Origin of the sequence: Pseudomonas sp. rhizo66, from assembly GCF_031931925.1 — a bacterium.
In the GTDB taxonomy this organism is placed as follows: Bacteria; Pseudomonadota; Gammaproteobacteria; order Pseudomonadales; family Pseudomonadaceae; genus Aquipseudomonas.
This window is the reverse complement of record NZ_JAUJWZ010000012.1, coordinates 70,504-93,978: the sequence shown is the minus strand read 5'-3', so window position 1 is coordinate 93,978 and position 23,475 is coordinate 70,504. Positions and strand designations below refer to the sequence as shown.

Here is a 23,475-nt window from a genome sequence, read left to right as displayed (position 1 = left end):
AGAGACGAGAGTCGGACGCCGCCCTTTTGCTGATGGTCAGTTGCAGCAGCAATCGGCCAGAAGCGAACTGCAAACTCATAAAAATCCCCCCGCTAAGCCGGGGTACTTCTTGAGATTTGATCGTGTGATGCGGTCATCGGAAACCTTCTGTCACTACTAAGAGATCGGTTAAACGAAATGGAGCCTTGCTTACACGAAGTGGGACAGTAAGTGTCACGTCGTCTTCATTCCGAAGAGGCGCAAGAGGGCTATCTTCGGTGCGATTCAGAAACCCCTTGGTGAGGTATTGCATGAGTTGGCGAGGCAGCGGGTGGGCCAAGATATAGGCGAAGAACCAAAATAAGTCCTAAACATGGAGCTTGTTCTTTATAGCCAGAAGATACAAATCTGTAATTTTACTGCAATGCCTCTATTGGAGTCGCGGCGCATAGCGCCGCGCTTTGTAAAAAATAACTTTGCAATGAGACAAGTCTGGCGCGGTCAAGCCTTGTATTTTTCGTACTCTTCTAGATATAGTCGCTCGGACTCGTCGCGAAATTGATTTCGCCTTCGATGCAAATCTATTAGTTTGCTGCTAATGCTTTTGTAAATTATTTGGTGGGCTTGGTTTTTTAGATTTTCTTCATTGTACTCATCAATTTCAAAATCGTCGGAAAGAGCTAGGTTGACGAGTGACAATAAGACAGACTTATCAATTTTATCAATGGTTTCGTAACTTCCTTCGGCGTCTAGATAGTATCCTTGGCTTTTTTCAATTTTTAATATTTTCATATCCTGCCTTTCTTTCCATGTAAGCGGATTCGCCTGCTTCCAGAGAGTCCATGGTGACTTTAAAGTTATTAATTTTTTTACCGTCGGTTGAAATTAATTCTCTGCTCGAAGGATGCCCAGAATATCTTCTGTATATTATCTTTTCCTCTTCAAGTTCTTTGGCAGTATAGATTATGTAGTCGGCTTTGATGGATGCACCTACGACACTATTGTGGGTTACAATAACTACCGGCATGCTTTTTGATATTTCCTTGAGCATCTGATTGACTTCACTTTTTAGGAAGAGATTGTCAAATGAAGACTCTGGCTCGTCGATAAGTAAATAGTCAAAGTTTTGAGCATCCTTTATTTCTTGCAATAGTCTAAATTCAGAACGCTCTCCGCCAGAAACCTTAAAGCCATCTTTATTCAAAATTTCATACTCAATGCATGCAAAATATTTATAAAATTCTGAAGGAGTGAATGCTTCGTTTGCTTTCAAGCTGGAGAGGTATTTTGCCGGATGTGCGTAATCTCTAAATGCATCACTAAAAGCAACCTTTTGGCCGCTAACATTTTTGATTTCACCTGGACCTTGAAACGCACGTTGTTTACAGACGATCTTAAACCCTTGAAAGCTTTCTTGATATATTGTTTTCTCTTCCTGAAGCAGCTTGGCGATTTCGCTAAATTTCAGAAGTTTCTTGTGTTCGAACATGACTCGATAAAGGTCAACATCTTTGATTTGAGTTGCTGAGGTCTTTAGTTGGAGTTTGCTTTTAATCTCGCGAATAATGTCATTCACCAAGCTTTTCTTTTTTCTCTCGTAGGCTCTGGACCACAAGATGACTATTAATTCGCAGGCCAGTGACTTTAGGGCTTTTGTATCGATATACCTGTCTATGACATCTCTAAATTCAATATTTTCTATCAGCTGCCTTACTGAGCCGACAAGTTCGTTGAGCGATGTGTGTTCACCTAAATCGAACAAGGTTTCATTGAATAGCGAAGCTTTGGAAAATGAATCAAATTTCTGTGCCTCTTCGGCCGATTTCATTAGAGTATCTAAGTAATCTGCGACTCTTCGTTTGTTGGTTTCAGTATCGATACTCAATACATCGTCTAATACCGTTTTGAAGGGAGCTAGGTGCTTGTCTGAAAAAATACTTTTCTTGCGCGTTACATCTGCATTGAATTCTTTTTCATAGTTGGCATCGTCTCTTTGTACAAGAGAGAATTGAGGGATGTATTTTACGTTTTCGCAGCTATTGTTTATCTGGGTTAAGGTTTCGGTTTTTCCCGAAGATCTAGCGCCAAGAATTACATTTAGGCCAGTTGAAAGACATTGCCCATCCTCAAATACTTGGAAAGTTGAATTGCCATCAAGCTTTGAAAGAGACACCTTGCTCCTGTCGCGCAAGGCAAACTTCAACGATTTTAATGATATATCCCCGCAATCTATGTAAGTCTGCCTTGTTGGGAATTTAGTCATCCCCACGTAAAATCGCATGTCGCTAAAGATTACTGGTGTAAGTTCAGTTTCATCTTTTGACATGCGAACAAATTTTTTAGGACTGTCGACCTCACCTGCAGAGATTACATCCTTAAGTCTTTTAATAGTTTCTGCGTGAAGACTTGGCTTCTTTTCATAATGGGGGATCAGCAAATAATTGTTAAGGTCACCAAAAATTCGTATCAAATCATCGACATTGATTGAGTCGCCGATTGCTACCACGTTCTTGGCTACTTCATTAGCCTTAAGTTGAAAGCCTTCAAGGTCATGGTTTTCTGAAATTAGAAGGAGGTGCCCGGCGTCTAAGTTTATCTCAATGCCGGGAAAAACAGCGCAGTTTAGTGCTTCACAAATTTCATTAAACTGAGCAAGATCAAAAACATCATGATTCGTTATGGCGATAGCATCTAACTCTGCTATCTCAACATATTCTTTAAGTTTCTCTAGTGAGAATTCGAAGTATGAGTCGCTGATTGTGGAGATGGTATGCATATGGAGGTCAATTTTCTTCAATCTTCGCTCCTCAAATACAAAAAAATCCAGCTTGGTGAAATGCCTCTATCATCTGAAATTGAGGCACTTAATTCGATTGATAAAATGACTTTGTAGCAAATTTTGTTTTTTTGGCAAAAAGCCACTACCTAGAAGCTAGATGGGTGAATGCTGGTTGTCTAGTCGAACTCTCAAAAAAACGAATAATGCGTGAAGGACGCGAATTCACTTTTGCCATGGAGAAGGTGATGGGATGAAGCCAGATCTAGTGACAGGCCTTCGAGAGTTCATTGCAAGGCTGGGAATATCGTTACCTGGAGAGGGCGATGCTCGTCGGGGCAGGAATGCCGTCGGTGGCTATATCACGTAGCTGAGCAGATGGAGGCAAATCAACGTGTCAATGCCCGGACGGCTAAGCTCGATACCGAGGCGCTGCGTAAACACGACGAGCAGGTGCGCCCTAGGCAGTTTGCTAACCGTTCGAGCGTCGATGTCGAAACAGCGATAAGGGCACAGATTTATTTAAAGTATTCGCAAAGTCCGCTTTTGGTTAACTACTGCAAGTCGCGACTGTCCGCTTTGGGTCGATTGCCGCCTGTCCGGAATGGCAGCTATTGGCCGATAGCTGCCGTCCACAAATGACTGCTTTCGGCCATAGGGAGTATGACGGGACTCCAGTAGAGCGGTCTGTAGGGCGCGGACGAAATCGCTAGGGTGCGGCGTCGTCTTGGCGTCGCCCACGCCGTAGCCACGGGTGAACAATCAGGCTTGAAAATCGCAGCGTTCGATGTGGCCACCTGCGGTGTCGTGAACGTCCGTAAAAGGGCGGATTTCCAAAAGTCGAGACAGCGAAGTCAGCCAGACGGCAACAATGTGATCCTGCTTTTTTTGTTAGATCTGAGTCTGTTTTTAACGGGGCGACGCTCTATAGAGTGTATATCCGACGCACAAGTGGACAGTGATCGGCCCGCTACTGTTTCTGGCTCTCTGAAGACCGGACGAATCGAGAGTCTTCAGGAATCACCATGAATACTCGTCCAAGCTTTCAGAGCAAGACCTTCCCCCAATCGCAACGTGACATTCTCGGCATGATCGCGACCGATCAGCATCTGGGCGATGTACTCTGCGCCATCTGCCAGATGCTCGACACACAGACTCCCGAAACCTACTGCTCTATCCTGCTGGCGGATGCAGAGGGCAAGCACTTACTCAACGGCGCGGCACCAGGTCTGCCGGCCGAGTACAGCGAGGCGATAGATGGAATGGCCATTGGTCCGCAGGAAGGGACCTGCGGCACAGCAGCGTTCCGGCGCGAGCTTGTAGTCACCGAAGACATCGCACGGGACCCGAACTGGGAACGTTTCCGCAGCCTGGCGCTGGGGCATGACCTGCGTTCCTGCTGGTCAGTCCCTTTGCTCTCCCATGAAGGAACGGTGTTGGGGACATTTGCCCTGTACCAAAAGAGTATCCATGCGCCGGACGAGGTGCAGATTCAACAGCTGGTGTTTGCCGCGCAACTGGCAGTCATTGCGATCCGTCATGAGCGTGACGGTCGGCGATTGGAGGAGAGCGAACAACGTTTTCGTTCATTGTTCACCTATAACCCCAACCCGGTGTTCGCCCTCGATCTGGCCGGCAACGTCCAGAGCGTCAATCCTGCGGGCCTGAAGCTGAAACCGCAGACGGCCGTCAATTTCATTGGTCATCATTTTTCCCATCTTGTACTCGATGAGGATCTGCAACGGGTCAGTCAGCATTTTTGCGCAGCCCGTGCCGGATCGCCTCAGCGCTTCGAGGCACAGCTTCGCGACGAAAGTGAGCAACTGTTGACCATGGATATCTCCAACCTGCCCATCATGGTCAACGGAGAGATTGTGGGAGTATTCGGCATTGCCCGGGACATCAGCGCACAGAAAAATTTCGAACGCGAATTGAGCTTCAATGCCAGCCATGACCGGCTGACCGGTTTGCTTAACCGTGTTTCGCTTGAAGAGCGACTTGTTCGGGATTGCCACATCAGTCGTCGGCGTAATCGGCGTCTGGCGGTAATGTGCATTGATCTGGATGGATTCAAATCCATCAACGATTCGATCGGGCATTACTTCGGCGATCAGGTGCTGATCGAAGTGTCGCAACGCATGACCCAGCAAGTTCGTCCCGGTGACACCATCGTGCGCATGGGCGGTGACGAATTCATTGTGCTGCTGCCGGACCTGCTGCGTGACGAGGACGCAGTGCCAGTCGCCGAGCGCTTGATGGCCAGCATTGCCAGACCCTACTGCATCCAGGGCATTGACCTGCATGTGAGTGCAAGTGTCGGCATCACCCTGAGCGATGGTCACATTGAGCAGCCGATGCAACTGATCCAGCAGGCTGACATGGCCATGTACAAAGCCAAGCAGCAAGGGCGCAACAACTTTCAGTGGTACACCAGCGAGCTCAATCAACGTGTTTGCGAGCACGCGAGCCTGCGCAATGACTTGCAAAAGGCTATCGAAACTCAATCCCTCCAGCTGCATTATCAACCGCAGATAGACGCACGCACGGGGCAGGTGGTCGGGATCGAAGCCTTGCTGCGCTGGGAGCATCCGGAAAAAGGATTTATCTCACCAGCGGTGTTTGTAACAGTGGCTGAAGACAGTGGTCAGATCATCCCGCTGAGCCTTTGGGTACTCGATACGGCCTGCGCGCAGTTGCGTCAACTGGGCGAGCAGGGCATCACAGGCATCTCGATGGCCGTGAATATTTCGCCGATGCATTTCCAGCGTGGGCAGTTCGTCGAGTGTATACAGGCAGTGCTGAACAGGTACGAACTTAGCGCCGGGCAGTTGGAACTGGAGATTACCGAGTCGCTCCTGTTACATAACGTTGAGCAGGCGATCGACACGTTGCACCAGCTCAAGGCTCTAGGTGTACGCATTGCGCTCGATGATTTCGGCACCGGTTATTCCAGCCTCAGCTACCTCAAGCGCTTACCCATCGACAAAATCAAGATTGACCGTTCTTTCATCCGGGATATCGCTACCGACCATCACGATGCCGCGATCACCCAAGGCATTATTTCCATGGCCCATCACCTCAGCCTGACGGTGGTCGCCGAAGGTGTGGAAACCAAGTCTCAAGTGGATTTTCTCAAGGGCGGTCGCTGCGATGTTTTTCAGGGGTATTACTTTGCTAAACCGATGCCCTATGCTGACCTCGAAGCCTTCCTAAGCCTTCGCGCGTCCCGGTCCCTGACGCCCGATCTTGTCTGTTCCGAAGTTTGAAAAGGCGAATCTTCAGATTCGAACGAGTCCGGTTGCCCTGAACCACACTTCAGTTGCCACTTCGGTCCTGGAGCGTTCCTGTTGAGCGCTTCAGATCTTTTGCCGGGTCCAGAAGCGTTTGGGAAACTGAGCGCTTTAGACCCAAGCTCTGCTCAACACGCCTGGCCGTGGACGCATTAAGCGCGTGACTGTTGTTGGCACTGGAGGGTACCGAAAATTCGTTCAGTTACTACGGTAAGCGTCATCAACGACTATAGTCATTGGTGAGCCAGAGCGAATCCGACCATTCCCCTGCCAACCTGGCCTAATCCAATTCCGCGATTACACGGCGGATCTTCTTGTGTTCCTTGATGCGGAACGTAAACGTTTCGCTGCCGAAATTACTCAGGCTCAGGCTGAGATCGAGGCAGCGTTGTCTTTTTTTTCCCCTTGATGGTGGATGGAGTTATCCCGCCGGGCACGTCGTATCCCACTGAGCACGTCCCAACCACCCATCTATCAAGGTTCAAGCAATGAATACTTCAGAGTTAGATGATGCACAAAAAACCAATGGCGACCTGGTTCAGGGTCCGCTGCCGGCCGGCACTGTCGCGCCCGACTTCACTCTTCACGCAACCCCTGATCAACAGTTGTCGCGGCGTGAGCTAAAGGGAAATCCCGTGATACTGGCGTTTTATCCCGCTGACTGGACTTCGGTGTGTGGTGACCAACTGACCTTGTACAACCAGTTGTTACCCACCTTCAGAGAATATGGTGCGGTGCTATTGGGTATCTCGGTTGACAGCGCCTGGTGTCATCAGGCCTTTGCCAAAGATCGAAATTTCCACTTCAGCCTGCTGGCCGATTTCGAGCCCAAAGGGGCGGTGGCACGACAGTATGGAGCGTACGAGTCCCAGCTCGGAGTTTGTAAGAGGGCACTGTTCGTGATTGACAAGGAGGGGGTGGTCGCCTGGAGCTACGTCTCACCAATGGCAATCAACCCTGGGGCGGACGGCATTCTGGATGCGCTGGATGCTCTGGTGAATTCGCCACAAAGCACGCCAACCAAAAATTAACAGGTGATTACATGGCCACTCTCAAAGTCCCGGTAAGTGCCAACGACCATCGCCAGGGAAGTGCGCATGCCAAGGTCACCTTGGTGGAATTTGGCGACTATGAATGTCCCTATTGCGGTGAAGCTTATTGGATGGTCAAGAATCTGCAACAGCATTTTCGCGATGACTTGCTGTTTGTGTTCCGTAACTTCCCTCTGACCACCGCTCACCCCCATGCATTGGGTGCAGCGGTCACCGCTGAGTATGCCGGGAGTCGAGGATTCTTCTGGGAGGCCCACGACGAATTGTACGAAAATCAGGATCGATTGGGCCTGCCGCTGTATCGCGCCATCGTTCTCAAACACGGCCTTCCCAAGGAGGAATTCGATCTTGCAATGCAAGAGGATACTTACATTCCCAAAATACAAGCCGATTTCAATGGCGGTGTACGCAGCGGCGTGAATGGCACCCCAGCGTTTTACATTGACGGGCTTCGCTATGACGGAGTTCCAGAGTTCATCGGGATGAGTCAGATGATTGAACTTTTGTTAGTGCGTGGACGAAATCGCTAGAGAGCCAAATCGGCTTAACATCACCCACATCGGAGCCGAGGAAAAACCAACGTTAGCTTCCTTTTACATTAAAGAGGTGGACACGGAGCCGGCAACTAATGAAATCTTTGAAGTATTATGAAGAAAATCGACACGCCACATGGTTGGAGTTGTTTTTTGACCTGACTTTCGTTGTTACGATAGGCCAGGTTACGCACACTCTCGGACATGTTCATGACGGCCACTTTGAACATAAGCAATTATGGACATTCTTACTGCTTTTTGTACCGTTGTGGTGGATCTGGTCCAGTCACACGATTTACTCCAACAGGTTCGATACAGACAGTAATCTTCACCGTTTGGCAACATTATTCATAATGCTCCTGCTCATTGTGCTATCGGCACGGATTGGGGAAGACCTGGAAGTGAACTACCCGCTTATTATTGCCTGCTATTTTGGTATACGAGCGATCATCAGTGTTATGTACATTTCATCCATTAGTAAACTCGATTCTCGCGGCGAACTTTCCTCAAGGCTTGGTTTCGCCCTATTAGTTAGCGCAGTTATTAGTCTTTCATCCGTTATTTTTGACCCGCCCTTGCGTTACCTTGTTGCTTATATTGGGATTGTTCTTGATATTCTGTTTCCTGTATTTTTCTGGACTAAACTAAAGCCGTTGCCAGCACACACGGAACATTTGGTTGAGCGCATAGGCCTACTCACCCTAATCTTATTGGGGGAGTCAATTATTAGCCTTTCCGGAGGCTTGTCTAACATTCAATGGGGTTATTATAATGTGATGGCGGCCATCACCGGATTTATCATGATTTGCAGTATCTGGTGGATCTATTTTGATAGTTTTTACTTATTGAACAAACATCAAAGCAGTATGAGTGGGCACGCCTTAATCTACTCGCACCTTTTTCTTTTTATGGGGCTGGCACTTCTGGCAAATTTGATTAGGCATGCGATCCTGAACGACATTGCGATACGCGATTTCCAGATTATGTCGATCACCGGCATGGCCTTGTTTTTCCTAGGTAAGCAATATGGCTATTTCATAGCCGTGAGTAGAATAAGGAAATACATACTACAAAACACGTTGATAGTGTTTTCTTTGGGCGGGTTAGTCGTGTTTTTACCCCGCGTCGAGTACATATTGGTCGGCCTGACAGCAACCATGATCTCTTATGTTTTTCTAAATTTCAGATATCGTTGAATCATTATTATCAGACCAGAGGGTGGGACCAAGTGAGCAAGCGGCTGACTTGCGGTTATATGCTGCCCACTACGTCGTTCTCACTGCCCGTGCGCTACTCGCCGCTACCCTTGATCTATTTGGGTTTGTAATCCTGGTATCGTCGACCATAGTTAAGAGTCTCGGATACCCCTCTTAGCTATCGCGATCTGATAGCGCCAGCCGCATCGTAACAACAGGAGCCACATCATGGTCAAAGTAGCGTTGTTCGTTCGCCTGGAAGCAAAACCCGGGAAAGAAAAGGATGTAGAAAGCTTTCTTTTGGGCGGCCTTCCGTTAGTGGAGGAGGAGCCAGCCACTACAGCCTGGTTTGGAATCCGCTTGGGGCCGTCCACCTTTGGCATCTTTGACGCATTCCCGGATGAAGCGGGCCGGCAGGCTCATCTTTCGGGCAAGGTCGCGGCGGCGCTTATGGCAAACGCTGCCGAGCTGTTTGCCGAACCGCCATCAATCGAGAAGGTTGACGTCCTTGCAGCCAAGCTGCCCGGTTAAGCAAATCCAACAGGAAGTTTCATTCAGTTCGGGGAAGCTCACGATGTCTTGTATGAAAATCAGGATCGCCTGGGCCTGCCGCTGTCCCGGGCGGTGATCAATTAAAACACTTGTATTGAAGATAAATGTCATGGCTAAAGTGCTGTGTCCAGGATTCATGCCATGCTTGCGCGTTCGGTATAAGTGAAAGGATATGCGCGCAAATCGTGTCCATGGACGGCGTGGAAGCCGCACAGAATCTGCAAGGCAATGTGCTCATCACGTGTTTAGGATGGGTAGGGTAGATTGTTTGCCGGGCACCGGTCGCTCATGGCGCGAAGATCTCCATCATTGATATAGAACCGTAGGTCATCCGCGCCGTGACACCTAATGGTTTCGTCAAGTGAGCATTCGTCGGCGTAGCAGTGACCGATGTTCAATGAGCTGCCTGACGCGGCTGCACTCCGAACTGCGCAACGATGTGCGTACCCAATTCCTCAATAACTTCCACCGCAGGGCGCTTGCCGTATTTGAGATTGAGAATGACGTGGTCCACGCCGATTTCCTCAAGCGACTCCAGCAAAAATCGTAGATGGTAACGTCCAAGTCTGAACCCCAAATGGATACGTGTGGGTGGCGTTGACGGATTCTCATCGAGATCGATGTACAGCGACTGAGTAAAGGGCTTATACACAGAACCACATTGTTTCGTGACCTCCAGTCGCCAATCTTCCACGACCAGCCGCTGCATGTTCGGAATGCGTGGATAGTTGATCCATCCGTTGCTCTCACGCGCGATCCAATCCAGTGACTGGCGACTGTTGCCGGTCACGAGCATTGGAATGAATTGGGTGGTAGGTTTCGGAATCAGGTCTGCGCCTTGCATTTCACCAGTGCTCCAGTGGATGGGCTCAAAACTGGTGCTGTGGGCACGGCGAATCACTTCGTAGTGTTCTCGAAAGATCTCTCCACGCCTTTCGGGATCGACGCCAAACGCCGAAAACTCCACTGGCCGATCTCCCGAAGCAACCCCCAGAATCAAGCGACCAGTGCTCAACTGATCGACGCTGGCTGACGCCTTGGCCGTGTGCAGGGGATGGTGCAGCGGGATGGCGATGGAGGCGGTGCCAAGTGCAATCTCCGAGGTATGGGCGGCCATATAACCCAGGTAAACCCAGGGGTCGAAGACTTGGCCGACATCCCCGAAGCCAGGGTCGCGAAGCGGCACGTCGCGAAACCAGAGCGCGCAGAAGCCCAGCGCCTCGGCTTGTTTAGCCAGTGTGACCTGGTTGAGCATGCTCGGAGTGTCCCCGTCGAAGGCCTCCATGGGAAAGAACAATCCAAGGCTCAAATGCCCCTGAGTGAAGGTTCGGCTGAACCCTCGATGCTGCTGGTAAGGAATCGTGCTCGGCCGATACATACGGATTGACCTCATGGCAGAACGTGAACAGCGCCCCCGTTTCCAGAGGTGCTGCGGCATCGGTCGCGTTTGAACGGCAGGTGGGGGGACTGGGTCTGGCTTTTACCCGTTGCGCCGTACTGCTGGTCGTGTGGACCGGACTCAGGGGCCAGTTGCTGGTGATAGGCGAGGGTTGGCCCGGGTGGGTGTTAAGCGGACGGTCAAAGGAAGTCAGATCTCTCGGCTCTATACCACCAGATGGGCAAGGCGTTCGAGGAATCATTCTATAAGCGTAGGCGGTTTTGCAGCTCTCCGCCATATTCTTACAATCGAGCCGCTTCCGGGCGAAAGTTGCGTATCGAAGACAGTTATCGGTCGTTTCCTACCATTCCAGAACGGCCGCTATTGGCCGAAAGCTGCCCCATCCGTAATTCCCTATCAGTCCGAGTACTGCCAGATCAGCGGAATCCATTAGCGGTATCAATCAGCGACGATGTCGAATTTGGCACTCCCCAAAACCTCCCCATTAACCATAACCCGAACCCCATGCCGCCCCACAAAATGCTTCCGCGTCGTAAAATCCTTAATCACCTGCCGCCTCCCCACAACAACCTCCCCCAACCCCGCCAACACAACCGTCTTCAACTTAAAAACCTTCCTAGAAACCCCGCCATTCGCCTTCACATAGTCAATCGCATAATCAATCACCAACCGCTGCTCATGCGCCACGGTCGACTTCACCACAAACGACAACGTAATCGCTTCCCCCAACCTAACCACCGCCGGCTCTACCCGAACTTCCAACAACTCAACCTCAGCCTTCGCCCCGGCACCAATCACCGTTAGCGCTCTTAAATCCCCCTGCTTGATCAAACTCCGCAACGCATGCTTCGCAATCCAGGCCGTGTGTTTGTTCTCCAACGACCAACCTTCAATCGTGTCCAGCACCCACTCCGGATGCACCTTCGTCACATCATTCAAATGATTCGCCACGGACTTGCGCACGTACAAACTCTCATCCGCCTTCAACCGATCGAGTATCCCGGCGGCCAACTGCGGATCGGCCTGAACCGCTTCCAACCGAAACGACCAAGGCAGGCGAGGTCGGCTGCCTTCGCTGGCGAGTCGGCGAACGTGGTGGTTTTCGTCTCGGGTCCAGTCGTGCATCAATTCCAGCGAGCGCTCCAGGTCGCTGCGCAGAAAATGGCGGATGGCGAATTCGGAGGAGCCGAAGGTGGTGAAGTACTTCAGGGCGTCCATGGAGGTGTCGAAAGCGTGTCCGCCATAGCTCGCGACGTAGTGCGGCAGGCACATGCTGACGAATCCGCTGTTCAGTCTTGGGGCGAGTTCGAAAAGCACTTCGAGGGAGTCTTCGTAGTCCAGCGGCAACACGGCGTGCAGGCTTTCGCTGACACGCGCCATGCGTTGCATCACTGATAATTCAGCGAGTCCATCCTGGGCGTGCTTGAGAAACGCCTTGGCCTTGAACGCCGGGTACACGGCGCTCATTTCGCGGGCGATGTGCTGCAGGCGCTCGGCGTTGAAGATTTCCTTTAACGCCGGGGCGGCGGTGTCGGTGGTGCTCATGGTCAGGTCATCGGGGTGCTGACGAACGCTTCGAGGGTTTCGGCGTAGGCGGTGTATTGGGCGATGTGGGGGTAGCGGCGGGTGTCGATCTGGTCGGGGACGACGAGGTCGGTGAAGCTCCAGGCGACGGCGAGGCTGATGCCGGCCTGGGTGAGGGTGCCGTCGGTGGGCAGGCCGGTTTTTTCCAGTTCTTGCTCGAGGGCGGTGAACGCGGCGGCGAGTTGGCCTTCGACGCGTTCGACCCACGGCTGGTATTGAATGTCGGCCGGGCGCAGGTTGCGTTCGTAGTAGAGCTGCACGGCTTTTTCGCAGGCGGCGAGGCTGAGGCCGATCAGGCGCAGGGCGTGGGCGCGTTGTTTCAGGTCGGTTGGCAGCAGGCTTTTGCCGGAGCTGGTTTCGAGGTAGTCGAGGATGAGGGTCGAGTCCATCAGGACCACACCGTCGTCGAGGATCAGCGTGGGGGCTTTGACCACCGGGTTGATCTGCTGGAATTGCTCGAAGTGGCGGAACACCGAGACCGACTCGTGTTCGAGGTCGATGCCAAGGCGTTTGGCGGAGATCGCCACGCGGCGTACGTAAGGTGAATCGAGCATTCCAATCAGCTTCATGTGCAATTCCTTTGGCAAATCACGACCTGACGATGGGGATCGAATGTAGCGGGAAAAGCTGTTGGTTGACTACCGGGAAAAAAGTTTTGGCCTTCTGTAATAGCCGTGAAACAGAAACTGTTACATCGATGAAACATCCGAAAATAAAGGCTTTCATTGACCTTGCGAGGTGTTTTGGCGGATCTATAGTCAAAGTGCCAGCACCGTCCAGGGATGGAAAAGTTAAGCGAGCTCAGGCCCTCTGATTCAGTACTCGTTTGTATTACTCCCTTGCAGTCCATCAACCCTAGAGCGATGAGGCACTGCCGTGCGCGCAGTAAGAGTGCGCGCCGTCGGTCACATAAAAGGGTCCGAGGGGCATGTCATGAACAATTTTCATCGTTTGACGATTTGTGCGTTGTGTATTGGGTTGGTCGCTTGCAGTAGCCGCCCGGAGCGCGGGGCGGTCGTGCAGCAGTGGTCGGCGAATACGGAGCAGTTGAACTTCAAACCGATATTTCCGCCGCGTGGCAACTTTGAAGTAGGCGATTTTTATGTGGTAAGAGCCGCGAAGGCCGGTAACAAGATGAAAAACGCTGATTACTACATGAGTTCGGTCTGGTTTGATCGGATGAGGCTGGATGAGGAACTGAAGAAGGCCGCGCCTTACATCACCGCGCAGAAAACTCCGGTGGACAAGTCCGGACTTGTGACGGCGACCAGTGTTCCGGACCTTTTTGTACCGAACACCAACGTGAAAATGAATGCACTGGTGGCCTTTCCCGGTTTCACCTTTGCCTCACTGGCTGAGAGTGATATCGGGCTAGGGGTCAGCAATAGCGCGATCGGCGCATTTTTTGGGGGCGCGCGCAAGTCGGGATATTCGGTGGCGTACTCGGTGCCATTGGCGGAAACATATGGGGTGCTGTATAGCGATGCCCATCTTGCGGTCGACAAATATTTAAGCAAATACACCGACGCTCAACGCAACAAGCTGACAAATGCGGTGGTTTCGCTGAAAAACGATGCGAAGGTCAACGACAAGAATGACACGACGTCTGTGCTTGTACTGGTAACCCAGGTCTATCTGGCGCGCTCGTTGGATGTGGTGGTTTCCTCGACCGAAAGCAACGGTGCGCAATTGGCTGCGGTTACACGGGCACTGACAGATCTGGATGAGCGCAAAACGGCTATTGAGAACCAGATTCGCGCGCTAAAGCCAACTGCCAAGGGGGATGGCGCGGCAGACGGGAAGTCCGCAGTGGCCAAGGCAGGCGATACCAAGGCGGCTGCCGACAAGCCAGCGGCCGTCGTGCCGGCGACCAATCAGGCGCTTGTTAAACAGAAAGAGGCGGAACTGGCACAGGTCAACGCTGATATCCGTAAACGTGTTGAGTCCGTAACACCTGCGATGCCGGGTGTGACCGGTTCAGTGGTGAAGTCCTCCGCGACGAGTCTGACGTTGCGTCAAGTTTTCGATACACCGGTGGCTATCGGTTATTCGGGCATCAACATTGATATCGACACGTTGATCAAGGATCGCAAAGTCGTCGAAGCGTCGAATATTGATACCTTTCCGTTGAAACAGATCATCAAGGTCAATCTCGAGTAAGTGGCAGCAAATCACAGCGTCGATCTGCTCGGGCAGGTCGTCGCTGTATTGGGTTGTCAGTCATCAAACCCCGCCTGTTCGTGAATCTCATCAACATTCAGTTCCAGCCGATACGCCACCGCGACAAACAAGGCCTGACACAAACACAACGTCGCACTCAGCGAACGAAAGGCGAGGGCGCTGCCTTCGTTGACCAGCAATACGCTGTCGGCGAGTTTCGCCAGTGGCGAGAGGTGGCTGTCGGTGAGGATCAGGGTGTTGGCCTGCTGTTGTCGGGCGAAGCGCAGGCAGTGTTGGGTTTCCTTGGCGTAGGGCACGAAGCTGATGGCGATGACCAGATCGTTGGCGCGCACGCTGCGCATTTGCTCGCGATAGCTACCGCCCAGCCCCGAAACCAGGTGAATGCGCTTCTGAGTGTGTTGCAAGTTGTAAACGAGGTAGTCGGCGACGGCGAAGGAACGGCGCACGCCGACGACATAAATATTGTCGGCGTTGACGATCAGCTCGACGGCTTTTTCGAACGCGGCGTCGTCGAGTTCGTGGCCCAGGCGTTCGATGCCTGAGCGCGTGGCGTCAATGCATTCGCGGGCGAGGTCGCCGGCGCTGGCTTGCTGCGACTGGTTGGCGATCATGCTGCGGATGCGTTGCTGGTAGTTTTGCACCGGCGAGGCTTTGTGGGTGTAGGCGCTGCGGAACAGCGCCTGCATTTCGCTGAAGCCGCTGAAACCGAAGCGCTGCGAGAAGCGGACGATGGCGGACGGGTGGACTTCGCACTCGCGGGCGATGTCGCTGATGCGGTCGACCATGATCCGGTCGCTCTGCTGGCTGATGTAGCTGGCGATGCGTTTGAGTTGGCGCGGCAGGGCGTCGTATTCATCGGTGATCAGTTGCAGCAGGCGCTCGGCATTGATCGGGGGGCTGGCGAGTGAAACCTCGTCGGTGGCCGGCAGATCGGGGCGGGGCATAGGTCATCCTTCAGGCTGATTGATCACACGGTGAGCCTGATAGTAGGGGGGCTTTTGCGGTTCTGCTTTGCTGAAACGATGCAGTGCGTGGTAAAAAATTGCGTCTGAGCGCTGCGTGGTTAGCCGTTTGTCTTCTATATACAGCCGCTCGACTGAATTTCTTGCTATAAACGCACTCCGATGGCCGTGTGAACCCTGTGTCAGAGCAGTTTCCCGGCGTTGTCGGACAAATTCCCTGTATTTACAGTTGCTGAGGCCTCGATCGGGCCTTAGACTGCCGCCCCTCGTAAATTGAGTGCCGGGTGGCATTTGCAATAAACGATGCCTTTTCGCCGACCGCACGCGGTTCGCCGAAACGCTCCCTAATTCGCCTTAATGCACGTTTTTTTATAGAGATATCAATGACAAAGGACAAGTTGCTGGCCATGCCGGCAGATGACTACATGAATGCAGAGCAGCACGCTTTCTTCACTGAGCTGTTGCAGAACATGAAAGTCGAAACCCACGAGCGCATTGAGCAAAATCGTATCGCCATCGAAAGCCTGGACACCCCGGCTGACCCGGCGGACGCGGCTTCGGTTGAAGAAGAGCGCACTTGGCTGGTGAACGCGATCGATCGCGACCAGCGCATGCTGCCGCAACTGGAACAAGCCCTTGAGCGCATCAAGGAAGACAGCTTTGGCTGGTGCGACGACAGCGGCGAGGCCATTGGCCTGAAGCGCCTGCTGATCAGCCCAACCACCAAGTACTGCATCGAAGCTCAAGAGCGTCACGAGCAGATCGACAAGCACCAGCGTCAGGCCTGATTCTGTGGGGTGACCCTTTCAACAGGGGCGCCTTGAAAAGATCGCAGCCTTCGGCAACTCCTACACGGGCGTTGCTGAAGGCTGCGATCTTTGTTTTTGCTCGTCTTTCATAATCTCAAGCTGTTCCATTGACCTGCCACAGACCCCACGACTAACGGACCATGGATAATGGCGTTGTAGTGGCGTTTAATGCAGTCACAATAATGAGAACAAGCGTGGGGTGTTGATATGACGAGAGACGGATCTCTGGTTGGGGCTTTGCCTGCACCAGTGCTTTTGCCGAAAAACCGCTGGATCGCGCCGACCCTGCAAAGCATCGCCCTGATGTTGTTGCTGGCCGGTATGTCCTTGGTCGAATGGTCGCTGTACATCGGCATGCCGCTGGCGGTGCTGATTGTCTGGCTGCCGCGCCTGCGCTCCCGCGCCATCCCCGATGTTCAGCCTGCCGACAGCGGCAGCGCCATTTCTGAGTTGACCCGAGACCTTTCCTACACCACCAGTCATAACGCCTTGTCGGCGGCCGGTGTGGCGTTTTCGGTCAAGGAACTGGCGAGCAAACTCGAATCGCAACTCGATGCGGCGGCGCAGATCGTCAGCAACGCCGAGGTGATGATCGCCACCGAACAAGCCACATCGCAGCTCAGCCGTGAAGCGCTGGCCGCTGCCAGCGAGGCGCATCACAGCAGCGCGGCGGGGCGCACGGAACTGGTGGACTCGATCGCGCGCATGCACCAACTCAGTCAGCGCGCCAATGCCAGCCGTGAATTGATCGAAGCCTTGAGCCTGCGCAGCGATGATATTCAGCGCGTGACCCTGGTGATTCAGTCGATTGCCAGCCAGACCAATCTGCTCGCGTTGAACGCAGCGATCGAGGCGGCGCGGGCCGGTGAGCATGGGCGCGGTTTTGCCGTGGTGGCGGATGAGGTGCGCGGGTTGGCGGCGCGCACAGCGTCGGCGACCGGTGAAGTCGGTGAGATGGTCGCTGATATACAACAACGCACGGCGCAGGTCGTGGAGCAGATTCGCGAACTGTCCAGCGATCTGCAGACCGGTGTCGAGCAGGTCGAACATACCGGTCAACATCTGGAGAACATCGCGCGACTGGCTGCCGGGGTGGAAAGCCAGGTCGGAGAAATCGCTCAGGGTGCAGAAACCAATCGCGAGCAACTCGACAGCCTGTTCAAGGCCATCGAACAGATGCGTAGCGACCTGGCGATCAGCGATCAACAGACCCGCCGCCTCGCCGAAGCCGCAGTGCAAATGGAAGGGCAGGCGGAAACCATCAGCGAGCGTCTGGCCGAAGTCGGTCTGGATGACTATCACCAGCGCATCTACGATCTGGCCCGCGACGGGGCGAGCCAGATTGCCGCGCGTTTCGAAGCGGATGTCGAGCAGGGAAAGATAAGCCTCGAGGATCTGTTCGATCGCCAGTATCAGCCGATTCCGAATACCCAACCGGCGAAGTTTCAAACCCGTTTCGACCGTTACACCGATCAGGTGCTGCCGGCGATTCAGGAGCCTTTGTTGCCGCGTCACGAGGGACTGGTGTTCGCCATTGCCTGCACGCAGCAAGGTTATGTGCCGACGCACAATCAGCTTTTCAGTCAGCCGCTGACTGGTGATGCGCAGGTCGATGCGGTGAACAATCGCACCAAACGCAAGTTTGCCGACCGCACAGGCATTCGCTGCGGCAGTCATCAACAACCGGTGTTATTGCAGACCTACACTCGCGACACCGGTGAGCTGATGCATGACTTGTCGGTGCCGATCATGGTCAAGGGGCGGCACTGGGGTGGATTGCGTCTGGGCTATAAGCCGGAAAAACCGCGCTGAGGGATTGTTACTTGCGGTGCAATGAATCTGTGCACGGAGCTTGCTGTTTCCGCTCGAAAGAAACCATTAATCTGCCTGCTTAGTTAGGTTGCTAATGATTTCGGGGGCTGCATGCAGTGCAGAGTTGATGTTGCTGTGATGATCGGCAGTGGCGTGCCGGCCGGTTTGCGCGCGTTGGGGCGGAGCGTGTGCTGGGTGGTTTTGCTCAATGGCGAGCGTCGCGGAACTGCGTTTGCCAGTCGCGACGAGGCCGAGGAGTGCAAGGCTGCGTGGCTCGCGCAGTTGCACGCCGAGCCGGGTGACAGCCTTCACTGACTTCTGATTACTTGCCGTCGTGCAGGCGCACATTCAGCTCATCGACCATCACCGCTTCTTCGCCATCGGCCCTTAGCCATTCCTTGAGCAATTGCGCCTGTTGTGGCGTCCAGAAATCGGCGTCAATCAGTTTGGTGTTGGCATCCAGCGGATGTGCCTCGATGAAATCGTCGATTGCAGTACCTTCTGAAGGCAACCCCAGTTGATCGAACAGGGTTTTCAGATCGTAGGCTGGAAGTTCCATCGTGTACTCCTTCGGTAGGCGCCGGTATGGCGCGGTGGGTCGCTCTCTTTATCTGAGGCAACCGCTCGCCAGGAGTTCGATCTTTGACTCAAGTGAGCGGGCGAGGGCGCAGGCTTCGTTGTGATCCTCGCGGAAACCTCTTACGCGCCCGGTCGATGTTTCCTTTATATGGAAAAAGGCGTTGCCGGCGGGTACGACCTGGAAACGCGGATAATCGTCGTTGATCGTGGTGGCACGCAGTATCAGCGGCGATTCGATCCGGGCGTCAACGGCCATGGCAAAGTGAGTCCGAGTGCACATATGAAGTCCTTTTCATCAGTTGACCGGGATTTACCGGCCGTTTCGGGTAGTCGGAATGAGCATCGCTGCTCTAGAATCGCCAGTACCTGTTGACGACAGGGCTTATCTAAAGCAATTTTTCGCCAGCGATATGTCGGAGAAGTGCTTTTTTTCGTGAGAATTTTCCCTAAAGTTCGTAGTCAGACTGCTCTTGCTGACGCTGAGGAATTTTCCTTCAGGTTTTGGCGACATCGGGATGAGTTTCCCGGGTGACAATCCAGTAGTCTTACCAACCTCGCGTTGAATGAGCACTCTGCTCGATTCGGGCTTTATTGATTTGTTTGCAGTGACATCGGCCTGGCCGTTTTTTTGCCGTGCGCGTTTTCCGTGTGCGGTTTTTTCAGATGTGGGGATGTTTCTTTGGCAGTCAGTAATCTCGATATGCATGCTTTGTTCGTGTTGGGTGATTTGCGTGCAAAGCTGGTCAAGCTGTTTCAGTCGCGTTTTGTTTACATCACCGAGCAGAACGCCGAAGGCATTTACGTGGCCGAGATCGACACCGAAAGTGCCTTGGTGGTCGATGACAAACCGGGGCTCAAGCTCAAGGTCGGCGATCATTTCAGTGCATCGGTCTTGCCTAGCCGCGAAGGCGGCAAGATGGATATCCGTTTTCGCGAAATCAAACTCACGGTCTATGGGCTGGGCGATTACGCTTTCGTCGAAACCGCTGACGGCCACGCGATCCTGTTCAAGGAAGGCCATAGCGTGGTGACGGTGTTCGCCGCCCATGAGCAATTGCAAGAAGGCCTGACCAAGACCCTGAAAGCCGTGACCGCCAAAGCCGCCAAGTGGCGCAAAGGCGAACTGGTGACGTTCAAGGCCAGCGAGTGAACCGCGCGGATTTCCATGCGCAGAACCTCGACACTGCACGCGAGGAAGCCTTGCGTTTGTTCGCCGCCAAGGCGGAACTGCAGGGCGCATGGCTGAGTTGGGTGGCTGCGCAGATCTATCAGTTGCGCCCCGCGGAATACGCCAGCATGGTCAGACGCGAGCTGCAAAGCTTGCAGGAAAAGTCTGATTCATAACCTCGTCCGCAGCATGGCCCGGAAAAAGCAGGAACCTCGGCTACAGTCAGTTGACTGAGTATTCAGAGGCTTGCGGTCTTCTGTCAGGCCATCCTGCCATTGCTGTGAACAGCACGAGGTGCATGCATGAACGGATTTCGACGGTTATTGGCCGCCAGCGTGGCGACGTTCGGTTTGCTGACGTCAGCGCCATCGGTGATGGCCGCCCAGGCGCCGATTCACTTTGCCGATCTGAACTGGGAAAGCGGCAGCCTGATTACCGATGTTCTGCGGATCATCGTCGAGAAGGGCTATGGCTTGCCGACCGACACCTTGCCTGGCACCACCATCACGCTGGAAACCGCCCTGGCCAACAATGACATTCAGGTCATTGGCGAGGAGTGGGCCGGGCGCAGTCCGGTGTGGGTCAAGGCCGAGGCGGAAGGCAAAGTCGTCAGTCTGGGCGATACCGTCAAAGGTGCTACCGAGGGCTGGTGGGTGCCGGAGTACGTGATCAAGGGCGACCCGGCCAAGGGCATCAAGCCGCTGGCGCCGGATCTGCGCAGCGTCAGTGATCTGAAAAAGTACAAGGACGTGTTCAAGGATCCGGAAGCCCCGAGCAAGGGACGCTTCCTCAACAGCCCGATTGGCTGGACCTCGGAAGTGGTCAACAAGCAGAAGTTGACGGCTTACGGGCTGCAGGATGACTACACCAATTTCCGCAGTGGCTCGGGGGCGGCGCTGGACGCTGAGATCAGCTCCTCGATTCGTCGCGGCAAACCTGTGCTGTTTTACTACTGGTCACCGACACCGCTGCTGGGCAAGTTCAAACTGGTGCAGCTGGAAGAGCCGCCGTTTGATGCCGAGGCGTGGAAGACCCTGACCGACGCCGATAATCCCAATCCAAAACCAACCCGGTCGCTGGCGTCGAAGCTGTCGATTGGTGTGTCTACGCCGTTCCAGAAGCAATATCCGCAGATTGCCGAGTTCTTCAGCAAAGTCGATTTTCCCATCGAACCGTTGAACAAGGCGTTGGCAGACATGAGCGAGAAACACGCGGCGCCGCGTGACGCGGCGGTGGCATTCATGAAGGCGCACCCGGATGTGTGGCAAGCCTGGTTGCCGAAGGATGTGGCGGAGAAGGTTTCCGCTGATCTGAAATAGAGGCTGTAGCGCCCGGCCTCATCGCGGGCAAGCCCGCTCCCACAGGTATTGTTGTCGAATGCAAATTCTATGTACGACACCAAACACTGTGGGAGCGGGCTTGCCCGCGATGCTTTTAAAACTTCGTCTGCACCGCCAGTTCGAAGGTGCGCGGTGTACCCAGGTAATACGCCGGCGAAACATGCGCAAACTCGGCATACACCTCATTGGTCAGGTTGCGCACGCGCCCGGTCACGGTGGTGTGCGAATCAACCTTGTAGCTGAGGAAACTGCCGAACAATGTGTACGACGGAACCGTCATGGTGTTGGCCGTGTCGGCATACACCGACGCCACATACCGTGCATCCACCCCACCTTGCCATTGCGGCGAAAAATCATACGTCAGCCACAGATTGCCAACCCGATCCGGTACGTTGGTCGGCGTGTTGCCCTTGCGTGACACCACCACGCCGGCGGCATTCTTTTCGGTGAAATCATCGTATTGCGCATCGACCCAGGCGAAGTTGCCTTCGGCCAACAGCTTGTCGGTGATCCGCAAAGAACTGGCAATCTCTACACCTTTCGACGTCTGCTGACCGACCGGAATGCTGCTGGTCGGGTCCAGCGGATCGGTCACAGCGAAGTCTTTTCGCTCGATGGTGTAGGCGGCAATCGTCGCCGAGCCGCGCCCGTTCAGATAATCAAATTTGCTGCCAATCTCCCATTGCTTGCCGGTGGAGACGTCGAAGTTCTGTGTGCCGTTTGGTTGTTCGGCGGCGGTGCTGTATTGCACGTAAACGTTGGCCGATGGAATGAATTGGTACGTCAGGCCGGCGCGACCGGTAACCGGCTCCCAACTGCGCTTGAGGTGTTTCGGGTTGGCAGCGGTGACGGTGCGATGGTTGGTCACGTCGAGGTCGATATCGTCGTAACGCAGACCTGTGAGCAGCGACAGTTTGTCGGTCAACGCCAGACGGTTTTCTACGAACAACGCCTTGGTGGTGACCTCGTTGGTCTTGTCGCTGATCAGTTTGGGGTTGGTGCCGGGGATATCGTAGAAATGCCCCGGACGATAATTGTTTGGGTCCACCGTGCTCGCACCTTTGACGTTCAGCGGCGAATTGGTGGTCTGGTTGACCTTGTATTCGAAGCCCCCCGACCACGTCGTGTCGAGGCCGAACAGTGTGTTGTCGTGACGCAGTTCGAACTGGTTGCCGTTCTGCTCACCCTGATGGCGCACCTGATACGCAGTGGAGCGATTCACCGCAGTGTTGTCGGCGGTGTACTGGTAGGTCTCGAGGTTGCGGTAATCGCGCTGGCTGTCGAGGTGATACAGCGTGTTGCGCAGGGTGGTGTTGTCGTTGATCCGGTAGTCGATGATCGAGCGAACCCAGATCGTCCGCTGTTCGTAGCGACCGTCCTCAACGTTGTAGTTGTTGAAGCGATTGTGTTTATCGATCTTCAATTCTCCGGCCTTGGGATTGAGCACGGGCGTGCCCCAGTACGGACTGTCTTCGTGTTCGTCCTGATATTCCAGGGCCAGCGTGTGCGACAGGTCGGGCGTGAGGTCGCTGAGCAGCGAGAACGCCACGCTCCAGGCATCGCGCTCCTGACGGTCGATGTAACCGTTGCTGGTGTTGTGACTGACGTCGAGGCGCGCGTAGTGCTGCACGTCGGCGCTCGGGTCGGTGAGGGCGTGGTTGAGGCCGAATGCGGTTTCGCTGGTGTCGTAGGTGCCGTAGCTGACCCGGCCTTCAACCGCTTGCTCATCGCGGGTGGCCAGTTTGGTCACGTAGTTCAGCGAACCGCCCACCGAGCCTGCGCCGTTGATCAGCGATGACGGGCCACCGAGCAGTTCCACCCGATCATAGATCCACGAATCAACCGGCCGCGCGAGGCCGCCGGAAACGTTGATGCCATTGAACATCTGGGTGATCTGGCTGCTGGTGAAACCGCGATAGGAAACGAACCCGCCGAACCCCGGCGGTGCGCTGGCGTTGACCCCGGGCAGGGTGTTGGCGGCGTCCTGGAAGTTCTGCGCGCCATGGCGTTCGATGTCATTGCGATTGGCGATGGCCACCGACGCCGGCGTGTCGCGCACGCTCAAGCCGAGGCGCGAGGCCATGCCGCTGGATTGGTCGAGGCTCAGGCCCGGTTCGGCACCGGACTCGCCATCGATGGTGATCGGCGCCAGATCCACGGTGGATTGCGCCCAGACGTTAACGGACAGGCAGCCGCACAGGCTCGCCAGCAGAGTGAGTTGTTTCATCATTGAATCCTGAATGCTTGTCTAGGAGTCAGCGCA

At 54.0% G+C, this 23,475-nt stretch carries 22 protein-coding genes and 1 pseudogene; 13 read left to right on the top strand and 10 right to left on the bottom strand.

From position 1 onward, the window contains the following. Window positions 1–181: 181 nt before the first annotated feature. Window positions 182–310, top strand: a pseudogene (locus QZR14_RS15865) (IS200/IS605 family transposase); the annotation flags it as partial. A 170-nt stretch (window positions 311–480) separates the two neighbouring features. On the opposite strand, the gene QZR14_RS15860 reads toward QZR14_RS15865, so the two are convergent. Then, window positions 481–771, bottom strand: a complete 291-nt coding sequence (locus QZR14_RS15860; RefSeq protein WP_025109713.1) for a hypothetical protein — start codon at window positions 769–771, stop codon at window positions 481–483. Next, window positions 752–2,776: a phosphotransferase gene (locus QZR14_RS15855; protein ID WP_311997060.1), complete on the bottom strand. Its 2,025-nt coding sequence runs from the start codon at window positions 2,774–2,776 to the stop codon at window positions 752–754. Before QZR14_RS15855 ends, QZR14_RS15860 begins: the two co-directional genes overlap by 20 nt. 1,004 nt (window positions 2,777–3,780) lie before the next feature. Between QZR14_RS15855 and QZR14_RS15850 the strand changes: the two genes are divergently transcribed. The 5 genes from QZR14_RS15850 (at window position 3,781) to QZR14_RS15825 (ending at window position 9,357) form a co-directional block, all read left to right on the top strand. Beyond that, a complete protein-coding gene (locus QZR14_RS15850) occupies window positions 3,781–6,021 on the top strand; it encodes a putative bifunctional diguanylate cyclase/phosphodiesterase (RefSeq protein WP_311997059.1) in 2,241 nt (746 codons plus the stop codon). Window positions 6,022–6,533: 512 nt separating this feature from the next. After that, window positions 6,534–7,076 (top strand): redoxin domain-containing protein, encoded by a 543-nt coding sequence (locus tag QZR14_RS15840; RefSeq protein ID WP_311997058.1) that lies wholly within the window; start codon window positions 6,534–6,536, stop codon window positions 7,074–7,076. 11 nt (window positions 7,077–7,087) lie between these two features. Then, a complete protein-coding gene (locus QZR14_RS15835; protein WP_078047886.1) occupies window positions 7,088–7,627 on the top strand; it encodes a DsbA family protein in 540 nt (179 codons plus the stop codon). Between the two features lie 98 nt (window positions 7,628–7,725). Beyond that, a complete protein-coding gene (locus tag QZR14_RS15830; protein WP_064493025.1) occupies window positions 7,726–8,826 on the top strand; it encodes a low temperature requirement protein A in 1,101 nt (366 codons plus the stop codon). 228 nt (window positions 8,827–9,054) lie between these two features. Next, on the top strand, window positions 9,055–9,357 hold the full coding sequence (locus QZR14_RS15825; protein WP_023047152.1) for a putative quinol monooxygenase: 303 nt from the start codon (window positions 9,055–9,057) through the stop codon (window positions 9,355–9,357). A 415-nt stretch (window positions 9,358–9,772) separates the two neighbouring features. Here QZR14_RS15825 and QZR14_RS15820 read toward each other — a convergent pair whose 3' ends face one another. The 3 genes from QZR14_RS15820 to QZR14_RS15810 form a co-directional block, all read right to left on the bottom strand. Further along, window positions 9,773–10,756: an LLM class oxidoreductase gene (locus QZR14_RS15820; protein ID WP_043862986.1), complete on the bottom strand. Its 984-nt coding sequence runs from the start codon at window positions 10,754–10,756 to the stop codon at window positions 9,773–9,775. 459 nt (window positions 10,757–11,215) lie between these two features. Then, window positions 11,216–12,322: a DNA alkylation repair protein gene (locus tag QZR14_RS15815; protein ID WP_311997057.1), complete on the bottom strand. Its 1,107-nt coding sequence runs from the start codon at window positions 12,320–12,322 to the stop codon at window positions 11,216–11,218. A gap of 2 nt (window positions 12,323–12,324) precedes the next feature. Next, window positions 12,325–12,930: a glutathione S-transferase gene (locus tag QZR14_RS15810; protein WP_311997056.1), complete on the bottom strand. Its 606-nt coding sequence runs from the start codon at window positions 12,928–12,930 to the stop codon at window positions 12,325–12,327. A gap of 364 nt (window positions 12,931–13,294) precedes the next feature. Here QZR14_RS15810 and QZR14_RS15805 point away from each other — a divergent pair, with 364 nt between their 5' ends. Continuing rightward, window positions 13,295–14,521: a hypothetical protein gene (locus tag QZR14_RS15805; RefSeq protein ID WP_311997055.1), complete on the top strand. Its 1,227-nt coding sequence runs from the start codon at window positions 13,295–13,297 to the stop codon at window positions 14,519–14,521. A 56-nt stretch (window positions 14,522–14,577) separates the two neighbouring features. Here the strand turns inward: QZR14_RS15805 and QZR14_RS15800 are convergent, their stop codons facing one another. Next, complete coding sequence (locus QZR14_RS15800; RefSeq protein ID WP_311997054.1) at window positions 14,578–15,486, bottom strand: MurR/RpiR family transcriptional regulator; 909 nt, start codon at window positions 15,484–15,486, stop codon at window positions 14,578–14,580. 401 nt (window positions 15,487–15,887) lie between these two features. Here QZR14_RS15800 and QZR14_RS15795 point away from each other — a divergent pair, with 401 nt between their 5' ends. The 3 genes from QZR14_RS15795 to QZR14_RS15785 all read left to right on the top strand — a co-directional run bounded on the left by QZR14_RS15795 (window position 15,888) and on the right by QZR14_RS15785 (window position 18,440). Continuing rightward, on the top strand, window positions 15,888–16,292 hold the full coding sequence (locus QZR14_RS15795) for a TraR/DksA family transcriptional regulator (RefSeq protein WP_003225981.1): 405 nt from the start codon (window positions 15,888–15,890) through the stop codon (window positions 16,290–16,292). Between the two features lie 228 nt (window positions 16,293–16,520). After that, window positions 16,521–18,125 carry a methyl-accepting chemotaxis protein gene (locus tag QZR14_RS15790; RefSeq protein ID WP_311997053.1) on the top strand — a complete coding sequence of 535 codons (1,605 nt, stop codon included), beginning with the start codon at window positions 16,521–16,523 and terminating at the stop codon, window positions 18,123–18,125. A 111-nt stretch (window positions 18,126–18,236) separates the two neighbouring features. Continuing rightward, window positions 18,237–18,440: a hypothetical protein gene (locus QZR14_RS15785; protein WP_250606728.1), complete on the top strand. Its 204-nt coding sequence runs from the start codon at window positions 18,237–18,239 to the stop codon at window positions 18,438–18,440. A 7-nt stretch (window positions 18,441–18,447) separates the two neighbouring features. Here QZR14_RS15785 and QZR14_RS15780 read toward each other — a convergent pair whose 3' ends face one another. From QZR14_RS15780 to QZR14_RS15770, 3 genes are all read right to left on the bottom strand, one after another. Next, window positions 18,448–18,684 (bottom strand): DUF2789 family protein, encoded by a 237-nt coding sequence (locus QZR14_RS15780; protein WP_250606727.1) that lies wholly within the window; start codon window positions 18,682–18,684, stop codon window positions 18,448–18,450. 48 nt (window positions 18,685–18,732) lie between these two features. Next, on the bottom strand, window positions 18,733–18,984 hold the full coding sequence (locus QZR14_RS15775) for a hypothetical protein (protein WP_250606726.1): 252 nt from the start codon (window positions 18,982–18,984) through the stop codon (window positions 18,733–18,735). A gap of 102 nt (window positions 18,985–19,086) precedes the next feature. After that, window positions 19,087–19,410, bottom strand: a complete 324-nt coding sequence (locus QZR14_RS15770; RefSeq protein ID WP_311997052.1) for a hypothetical protein — start codon at window positions 19,408–19,410, stop codon at window positions 19,087–19,089. On the opposite strand from QZR14_RS15770, the gene QZR14_RS15765 reads away from it, so the two are divergent. The 3 genes from QZR14_RS15765 (at window position 19,405) to QZR14_RS15755 (ending at window position 21,191) form a co-directional block, all read left to right on the top strand. Next, on the top strand, window positions 19,405–19,854 hold the full coding sequence (locus QZR14_RS15765; protein ID WP_250606873.1) for a hypothetical protein: 450 nt from the start codon (window positions 19,405–19,407) through the stop codon (window positions 19,852–19,854). The two genes, QZR14_RS15770 and QZR14_RS15765, sit on opposite strands and share 6 nt — an antisense overlap. After that, complete coding sequence (locus tag QZR14_RS15760) at window positions 19,851–20,048, top strand: hypothetical protein (RefSeq protein WP_250606725.1); 198 nt, start codon at window positions 19,851–19,853, stop codon at window positions 20,046–20,048. Before QZR14_RS15765 ends, QZR14_RS15760 begins: the two co-directional genes overlap by 4 nt. Window positions 20,049–20,174: 126 nt before the next feature. After that, a complete protein-coding gene (locus QZR14_RS15755; RefSeq protein ID WP_311997051.1) occupies window positions 20,175–21,191 on the top strand; it encodes an ABC transporter substrate-binding protein in 1,017 nt (338 codons plus the stop codon). 115 nt (window positions 21,192–21,306) lie between these two features. On the opposite strand, the gene QZR14_RS15750 is transcribed toward QZR14_RS15755, so the two are convergent. Then, entirely contained in the window at window positions 21,307–23,439 is a 2,133-nt protein-coding gene (locus tag QZR14_RS15750; RefSeq protein ID WP_311997050.1) for a TonB-dependent receptor, read from the bottom strand. Between the last annotated feature and the right edge of the window lie 36 nt (window positions 23,440–23,475).

Coding starts and splice junctions, on each gene's coding strand:
- QZR14_RS15850 (WP_311997059.1), top strand. CDS start 3,781: ATGAATACTCGTCCAAGCTTTCAGAGCAAGACCTTCCCCCAATCGCAA.
- QZR14_RS15810 (WP_311997056.1), bottom strand. CDS start 12,930: ATGAAGCTGATTGGAATGCTCGATTCACCTTACGTACGCCGCGTGGCG.
- QZR14_RS15785 (WP_250606728.1), top strand. CDS start 18,237: ATGCAGTGCAGAGTTGATGTTGCTGTGATGATCGGCAGTGGCGTGCCG.
- QZR14_RS15805 (WP_311997055.1), top strand. CDS start 13,295: ATGAACAATTTTCATCGTTTGACGATTTGTGCGTTGTGTATTGGGTTG.
- QZR14_RS15815 (WP_311997057.1), bottom strand. CDS start 12,322: ATGAGCACCACCGACACCGCCGCCCCGGCGTTAAAGGAAATCTTCAAC.
- QZR14_RS15755 (WP_311997051.1), top strand. CDS start 20,175: ATGAACGGATTTCGACGGTTATTGGCCGCCAGCGTGGCGACGTTCGGT.
- QZR14_RS15750 (WP_311997050.1), bottom strand. CDS start 23,439: ATGAAACAACTCACTCTGCTGGCGAGCCTGTGCGGCTGCCTGTCCGTT.
- QZR14_RS15770 (WP_311997052.1), bottom strand. CDS start 19,410: ATGCATATCGAGATTACTGACTGCCAAAGAAACATCCCCACATCTGAA.
- QZR14_RS15800 (WP_311997054.1), bottom strand. CDS start 15,486: ATGCCCCGCCCCGATCTGCCGGCCACCGACGAGGTTTCACTCGCCAGC.
- QZR14_RS15860 (WP_025109713.1), bottom strand. CDS start 771: ATGAAAATATTAAAAATTGAAAAAAGCCAAGGATACTATCTAGACGCC.
- QZR14_RS15790 (WP_311997053.1), top strand. CDS start 16,521: ATGACGAGAGACGGATCTCTGGTTGGGGCTTTGCCTGCACCAGTGCTT.
- QZR14_RS15765 (WP_250606873.1), top strand. CDS start 19,405: ATGCATGCTTTGTTCGTGTTGGGTGATTTGCGTGCAAAGCTGGTCAAG.
- QZR14_RS15775 (WP_250606726.1), bottom strand. CDS start 18,984: ATGTGCACTCGGACTCACTTTGCCATGGCCGTTGACGCCCGGATCGAA.
- QZR14_RS15825 (WP_023047152.1), top strand. CDS start 9,055: ATGGTCAAAGTAGCGTTGTTCGTTCGCCTGGAAGCAAAACCCGGGAAA.
- QZR14_RS15835 (WP_078047886.1), top strand. CDS start 7,088: ATGGCCACTCTCAAAGTCCCGGTAAGTGCCAACGACCATCGCCAGGGA.
- QZR14_RS15795 (WP_003225981.1), top strand. CDS start 15,888: ATGACAAAGGACAAGTTGCTGGCCATGCCGGCAGATGACTACATGAAT.
- QZR14_RS15820 (WP_043862986.1), bottom strand. CDS start 10,756: ATGTATCGGCCGAGCACGATTCCTTACCAGCAGCATCGAGGGTTCAGC.
- QZR14_RS15830 (WP_064493025.1), top strand. CDS start 7,726: ATGAAATCTTTGAAGTATTATGAAGAAAATCGACACGCCACATGGTTG.
- QZR14_RS15780 (WP_250606727.1), bottom strand. CDS start 18,684: ATGGAACTTCCAGCCTACGATCTGAAAACCCTGTTCGATCAACTGGGG.
- QZR14_RS15840 (WP_311997058.1), top strand. CDS start 6,534: ATGAATACTTCAGAGTTAGATGATGCACAAAAAACCAATGGCGACCTG.